Source organism: Methylomonas subterranea (assembly GCF_024505185.1).
GTDB classification, from domain to species: Bacteria; Pseudomonadota; Gammaproteobacteria; order Methylococcales; family Methylomonadaceae; genus Methylomonas; species Methylomonas subterranea.
This window is the reverse complement of record NZ_JANIBJ010000071.1, coordinates 1-5,970: the sequence shown is the minus strand read 5'-3', so window position 1 is coordinate 5,970 and position 5,970 is coordinate 1. Positions and strand designations below refer to the sequence as shown.

The 5,970-nt window shown below is 50.7% G+C and carries 2 tRNA genes and 3 rRNA genes; all 5 read left to right on the top strand.

The features are described 5' to 3' along the window. The first annotated feature begins 386 nt into the window (after window positions 1-386). The 5 genes from NP590_RS20125 to rrf all read left to right on the top strand — a co-directional run bounded on the left by NP590_RS20125 (window position 387) and on the right by rrf (window position 5,948). A 16S ribosomal RNA gene (locus NP590_RS20125) occupies window positions 387-1,920 on the top strand. Window positions 1,921-1,980: 60 nt separating this feature from the next. Further along, window positions 1,981-2,057, top strand: a tRNA-Ile gene (locus tag NP590_RS20120). A 108-nt stretch (window positions 2,058-2,165) separates the two neighbouring features. Beyond that, window positions 2,166-2,241 (top strand) — tRNA-Ala (locus NP590_RS20115). Window positions 2,242-2,633: 392 nt separating this feature from the next. Further along, a 23S ribosomal RNA gene (locus NP590_RS20110) occupies window positions 2,634-5,528 on the top strand. Between the two features lie 304 nt (window positions 5,529-5,832). Further along, window positions 5,833-5,948 (top strand): 5S ribosomal RNA (gene rrf / locus NP590_RS20105). Together the 16S, 23S and 5S rRNA genes with 2 tRNA genes alongside form the textbook arrangement of a ribosomal RNA operon. The last annotated feature ends 22 nt before the right edge of the window (window positions 5,949-5,970 follow it).

Sequence of the window (5,970 nt, the reverse complement as noted above, 5' to 3'; positions counted from 1 at the left end):
AAATAATCTCTTGACGATCCCATAAAGGACTGTATAATGGTCGGCTCTTCGGGGTTGATTGTTTTGGTCTCGAAGGGATACGGTGTTGGTTTTAAGTGGTTCGCTGTTGTTGGTTTGTGGTTTTGATTGGGGCTTCGGTTCGAATCTGAAAAAATAAATTTGACAACGATCTGAAATGCTGTAGAATGTGCCGGCTCAACAGGACGGAATGATAACGAAGTCCTGGCTCTTTAACAACCTAAATCGAAATAATTTGTGTGGGTATGTAATTCGAGCTGTTTCTGTTGGAAATAGATCGATACAGAATCCACGTCAATTCGCAAGAAAAGATGTTCTGTAATCGAGCCGAGATTGGATACTGATCTTATTTAGTATCAAACATTATTAAACTGAAGAGTTTGATCATGGCTCAGATTGAACGCTGGCGGTATGCTTAACACATGCAAGTCGAACGGTAGCAGGCCTTCGGGCGCTGACGAGTGGCGGACGGGTGCGTAATGCATAGGAATCTGCCTATTAGTGGGGGATAACGTGGGGAAACTCACGCTAATACCGCATACGATCTACGGATGAAAGCTGGGGACCTTCGGGCCTGGCGCTAATAGATGAGCCTATGTTGGATTAGCTAGTTGGTAGGGTAAAGGCCTACCAAGGCGACGATCCATAGCTGGTCTGAGAGGATGATCAGCCACACTGGGACTGAGACACGGCCCAGACTCCTACGGGAGGCAGCAGTGGGGAATATTGGACAATGGGCGAAAGCCTGATCCAGCAATACCGCGTGTGTGAAGAAGGCCTGAGGGTTGTAAAGCACTTTCAATGGGAAGGAATACCTGCCGGTTAATACCCGGTAGACTGACATTACCCATACAAGAAGCACCGGCTAACTCCGTGCCAGCAGCCGCGGTAATACGGAGGGTGCAAGCGTTAATCGGAATTACTGGGCGTAAAGCGTGCGTAGGCGGTTATTTAAGTCAGATGTGAAAGCCCTGGGCTTAACCTGGGAACTGCATTTGATACTGGATGACTAGAGTTGAGTAGAGGAGAGTGGAATTTCAGGTGTAGCGGTGAAATGCGTAGAGATCTGAAGGAACACCAGTGGCGAAGGCGGCTCTCTGGACTCAAACTGACGCTGAGGTACGAAAGCGTGGGTAGCAAACAGGATTAGATACCCTGGTAGTCCACGCCGTAAACGATGTCAACTAACCGTTGGGTTCTTAAAGAACTTAGTGGTGGAGCTAACGTATTAAGTTGACCGCCTGGGGAGTACGGCCGCAAGGCTAAAACTCAAATGAATTGACGGGGGCCCGCACAAGCGGTGGAGCATGTGGTTTAATTCGATGCAACGCGAAGAACCTTACCTACCCTTGACATCCAGAGAATCTGTGAGAGATCGTAGAGTGCCTTCGGGAACTCTGAGACAGGTGCTGCATGGCTGTCGTCAGCTCGTGTCGTGAGATGTTGGGTTAAGTCCCGTAACGAGCGCAACCCTTATCCTTAGTTGCCAGCGGGTCATGCCGGGAACTCTAGGGAGACTGCCGGTGATAAACCGGAGGAAGGTGGGGACGACGTCAAGTCATCATGGCCCTTATGGGTAGGGCTACACACGTGCTACAATGGTCGGTACAGAGGGTTGCGAGCTCGCGAGAGTCAGCCAATCCCAAAAAGCCGATCCTAGTCCGGATTGCAGTCTGCAACTCGACTGCATGAAGTCGGAATCGCTAGTAATCGCGGATCAGAATGCCGCGGTGAATACGTTCCCGGGCCTTGTACACACCGCCCGTCACACCATGGGAGTGGGTTGCAAAAGAAGTAGGTAGTTTAACCTTCGGGAGGGCGCTTACCACTTTGTGATTCATGACTGGGGTGAAGTCGTAACAAGGTAGCCCTAGGGGAACCTGGGGCTGGATCACCTCCTTACAAAGACAGAACACCGAATTACGTACTCACAACAAATTATTTCGATTGAAAGACGCACCTGGGTCTGTAGCTCAGTTGGTTAGAGCGCACCCCTGATAAGGGTGAGGTCGGAGGTTCAACTCCTCCCAGACCCACCAACGCATAAAAGGTACAAGAGGCAAGGTACAAGGAGCAAGGTTCAAAACAACATGAGCCCGGCGCATAATCCTTGGGACCTGAAGCTTGAGCCTTGAATCTCGTATATTGGGGCCATAGCTCAGCTGGGAGAGCGCCTGCCTTGCACGCAGGAGGTCGGGAGTTCGATCCTCCCTGGCTCCACCATGATACACAAGCGGTATTAACAGTCCGTGTATAAAGGTGAGAGCACAGGTAGTGTCTGGTTTGATATTCGTCAGAAGATCAACGCTATAAAGTTTTATCGTTATAGATAAAGATAAAGACTTTATAGCATTGGTATTCGTACCGATAGCTCTTTAACAATATGGAAATCTGTAACAAACATCCGATCTGCCAAGATCGAGATGTCAACGAGTTGCAGTTTGTCATCGGCAATTGTTGCAAAACAAGCGCTGAAATACAAACAGCAAAATCGTTCTCAAGCAAAAATCAGCGAACATGTCAGCTGACAAATAACTTGAAACAGACCGTGCCAGCATCCAAGGCCCGCGCAAGCGAAGACTAGGATGACGGTACCAGACGTATTCGGGTTATATGGTCAAGTGAATAAGCGCATACGGTGGATGCCTAGGCAGTAAGAGGCGATGAAAGACGTGGTAGCCTGCGATAAGCTTCGGGGAGGTGGCAAACAACCTTTGATCCGGAGATGTCTGAATGGGGAAACCCGGCGCGCATAAGCGCGTCATCTTTGAGTGAATACATAGCTCACTGAAGCGAACCCGGAGAACTGAAACATCTAAGTACCCGGAGGAAAAGAAATCAACCGAGATTCCCTAAGTAGTGGCGAGCGAACGGGGACTAGCCCTTAAGCTAGTAAGATGTTAGTGGAACGGTCTGGAAAGTCCGGCGATACAGGGTGATAGCCCCGTACACGAAAATGTCTTATTAGTGAAATCGAGTAGGTCGGCGCACGTGAAACGTTGACTGAATATGGGGGGACCATCCTCCAAGGCTAAATACTCCTTACTGACCGATAGTGAACCAGTACCGTGAGGGAAAGGCGAAAAGAACCGCGGAGAGCGGAGTGAAATAGAACCTGAAACCGTATGCGTACAAGCAGTGGGAGCCCCTTCGTGGGGTGACTGCGTACCTTTTGTATAATGGGTCAGCGACTTACATTTTGTGGCAAGCTTAACCGAATAGGGGAGGCGTAGGGAAACCGAGTCTTAATAGGGCGTTTAGTCGCAAGGTGTAGACCCGAAACCGGGCGATCTATCCATGACCAGGTTGAAGGTGTGGTAACACACACTGGAGGACCGAACCCACGTCTGTTGAAAAATACGGGGATGAGTTGTGGATCGGAGTGAAAGGCTAATCAAGCTCGGAGATAGCTGGTTCTCCTCGAAAGCTATTTAGGTAGCGCCTCGTGTATCACTCTCGGGGGTAGAGCACTGTTTCGGCTAGGGGGTCATCCCGACTTACCAAACCGATGCAAACTCCGAATACCGAGAAGTGCGAGCACGGGAGACACACGGCGGGTGATAAGGTCCGTCGTGAAAAGGGAAACAGCCCAGACCGTCAGCTAAGGTCCCCAAATCTATGCTCAGTGGGAAACGATGTGGAAAGGCACAGACAGCCAGGAGGTTGGCTTAGAAGCAGCCATCCTTTAAAGAAAGCGTAATAGCTCACTGGTCGAGTCGGTCTGCGCGGAAGATTTACCGGGGCTAAGCATAGTACCGAAGCTACGGATTTACGCGTAAGCGTGAGTGGTAGAGGAGCGTTCTGTACGCCTGCGAAGGTCGATTGAGAAGTCGGCTGGAGGTATCAGAAGTGCGAATGCTGACATAAGTAACGATAAAGAGGGTGAAAAACCCTCTCGCCGTAAACCCAAGGTTTCCTGCGCAACGTTAATCGACGCAGGGTTAGTCGGCACCTAAGGCGAGGCCGAAAGGCGTAGTCGATGGAAAACAGGTTAATATTCCTGTACCAGTAGTAACTGCGATGGGGTGACGGAGAAGGCTACATCAGCTGTCGGTTGGAAGTGGCAGTTTAAGCAAGTAGGCATGACTCTTAGGCAAATCCGGGAGTCTCTATGCTGAGATGTGATGACGAGCGGTTCCTCGGAACTGCGAAGTGATGGATGCCATGCTTCCAAGAAAAACCTCTAAGCTTCAGGTTACTAGTGGCCGTACCCTAAACCGACACAGGTGGGTGGGATGAAAATTCTAAGGCGCTTGAGAGAACCCAGGTGAAGGAACTAGGCAAAATGATACCGTAACTTCGGGAGAAGGTATGCCTTTAGTAAGTGAAGTCCCTTGCGGATGGAGCTGAGGGAGGTTGCAAAAAATCGGTGGCTGCGACTGTTTAGCAAAAACATAGCACTCTGCAAACACGAAAGTGGACGTATAGGGTGTGACGCCTGCCCGGTGCTGGAAGGTTAATTGATGGGGTTATCTTCGGAGAAGCTCTTGATCGAAGCCCCAGTAAACGGCGGCCGTAACTATAACGGTCCTAAGGTAGCGAAATTCCTTGTCGGGTAAGTTCCGACCTGCACGAATGGCGTAACGATGGCCACACTGTCTCCACCTGGGACTCAGTGAAATTGAAATCGCTGTGAAGATGCAGTGTACCCGCGGCTAGACGGAAAGACCCCGTGCACCTTTACTATAGCTTGATACTGGACTTTGAACCTACTTGTGTAGGATAGGTGGGAGGCTGTGAAGCAGGAACGCCAGTTCTTGTGGAGCCAACCTTGAAATACCACCCTGGTATGTTTGGAGTTCTAACCTCGACCCGTGATCCGGGTTAGGGACAGTGTCTGGTGGGTAGTTTGACTGGGGCGGTCTCCTCCCAAAGAGTAACGGAGGAGCACGAAGGTACCCTCAGCCTGGTCGGAAATCAGGCAATGAGTGCAAAGGCATAAGGGTGCTTGACTGCGAGACGGACAAGTCGAGCAGGTACGAAAGTAGGTCTTAGTGATCCGGTGGTTCTGTATGGAAGGGCCATCGCTCAACGGATAAAAGGTACGCCGGGGATAACAGGCTGATACCGCCCAAGAGTTCATATCGACGGCGGTGTTTGGCACCTCGATGTCGGCTCATCACATCCTGGGGCTGAAGCAGGTCCCAAGGGTATGGCTGTTCGCCATTTAAAGTGGTACGCGAGCTGGGTTCAGAACGTCGTGAGACAGTTCGGTCCCTATCTGCCGTGGGCGTTTGAGATTTGAGGGAAGCTGCTTCTAGTACGAGAGGACCGAAGTGGACGAACCTCTGGTGTTCCGGTTGTCATGCCAATGGCATTGCCGGGTAGCCACGTTCGGACAGGATAACCGCTGAAAGCATCTAAGCGGGAAGCCCCTCCCAAGATGAGATCTCACTGGGACTATAAGTCCCCTGAAGGGCCGTTGGAGACGACGACGTTGATAGGCACGGTGTGGAAGTCCAGTAATGGGCGTAGCTAACGTGTACTAATTGCCCGTGAGGCTTGACCATATAACACCCAATGCGTTTGGGTAATGACAGGCACAAGGTTCAAGGTAAGGGGTTCAAGACCCGACCTAGACCGAAACCTAAAGCAGTTGACATGCTGATAAGACGCGAGAACGAACGTAATACAGATTTCCATGGGGCAGGTACAAGAAGCAAGGTCCAAGGTTCAAAACCCTAGCCTGAATTTGAAGCCTGCTCATGACGAAGGGAAACCAAAGGTAAAGTAGGATAGACACTACACGGCCACGCGCCGCTGTTTTGAATCCCGAACCTTTTACCTTAAATCCAAGCCCTTCACACCAGTTTGCTTGGTGAACATAGCAAGCGTGAACCACCCGATCCCATCCCGAACTCGGAAGTGAAACCGCTTAGCGCCGATGATAGTGTGGCAGGTTGCCATGTGAAAGTAGGTCATCGCCAAGCTCTTATTCCAAAAGCCCATCTC